1 pseudogene is annotated in these 1,164 nt (G+C 39.6%); it reads left to right on the top strand.

The window, feature by feature from the left end:
- Nucleotides 1-1,164 (top strand): annotated as a pseudogene (locus tag ACFIM8_RS08685) (hypothetical protein); the annotation flags it as partial.

The raw sequence follows: 1,164 nt of genomic DNA, 5'->3' as shown, positions 1-1,164 counted from the left end.
GAGAATGCAAGTAGCAAGATTACGTCTCTTAAAAATGGAGACATTACAGCAACCTCAACTGATGCCATAAATGGTTCCCAGCTTCATACCCTAGGAAGCAGTGTTGCAAAATCTTTGGGTGGTAATGCTAAGTATGAAAATGGCGCATGGACAGTACCTACATTCAAGGTTAAAAAATTTGCATCTGATGGTAGTGTTTCTGACTCGACTTATGACGATGTTGCATCTGCCTTTGCCGGTGTTGGTGTTTCATTCGAGAATGTTAAAGATAAATTTAATAATATTAAGGATGAAATTAGCAAAGAGATTGAAAAGGACATTACGGCTGCTAAAAATGACGCTTTGTTGTGGGATAAGTCCAAAGGTTCTTTTGTAGCGATACATGGAGACAAGAAAGAAAACAGCAAGATTACATCTCTTCAAAATGGAGATATTTCTGCTATTTCAACGGATGCAGTAACGGGTAATCAGCTTCATGCGTTAGGTGATAATGTTGCAAAATCTTTAGGTGGTAACGCTAAATATGAGAATGGCACATGGACAGCCCCTACATTCAAGGTTAAAATAATCAATTCTGAAGGTCATGATGAAGAGAAAAGCTATGGTAATGTAGCGGCGGCGTTTTCCGGTGTAGGTAGCTCTTTTACGAATATTAAGAATGAAATAGGCAAAGACATTGCCGATGTGAAAAGTGATTCCTTGTTGTGGAGCAAAACGGCGAATGCCTTTGTTGCAACGCATGGATCAGGTGAAGCGAAGACAAATAGTAAGCTTACATCTCTATTAGATGGGGACATTAAATCTGGTTCGACGGATGCAGTAACGGGTAACCAGCTTCATAAATTGGGCGATCAGGTAGCAACATATTTTGGTGGTAATGCTAAGTATGAAAATGGCGCTTGGACAGCTCCTTCTTATAAAATCTCTAATATTGCTAATGATGGTGCGGTAACGGATAATACTTATAACGATGTTGGAAGTGCGTTTGCGGGTCTTGATACGAGTGTCCAGAATGTAAATACGCATCTGTCTAATGAGGTCAAAAAGTTTGATGAAAAAATAAGTAATATTACTCAATCAGTTCAAGGTGATTCCTTGTTGTGGAGTGAAACGGCTAAAGCCTTTGTAGCGACGCATGGATCAGGTGAAGCGAAGACAAATAGC

The sequence above is a fragment of the Bartonella sp. AC535YNZD genome, assembly GCF_042196625.1.
Classification (GTDB): domain Bacteria; phylum Pseudomonadota; class Alphaproteobacteria; order Rhizobiales; family Rhizobiaceae; genus Bartonella.
This window is presented reverse-complemented; position numbering and strand designations above follow the sequence as displayed.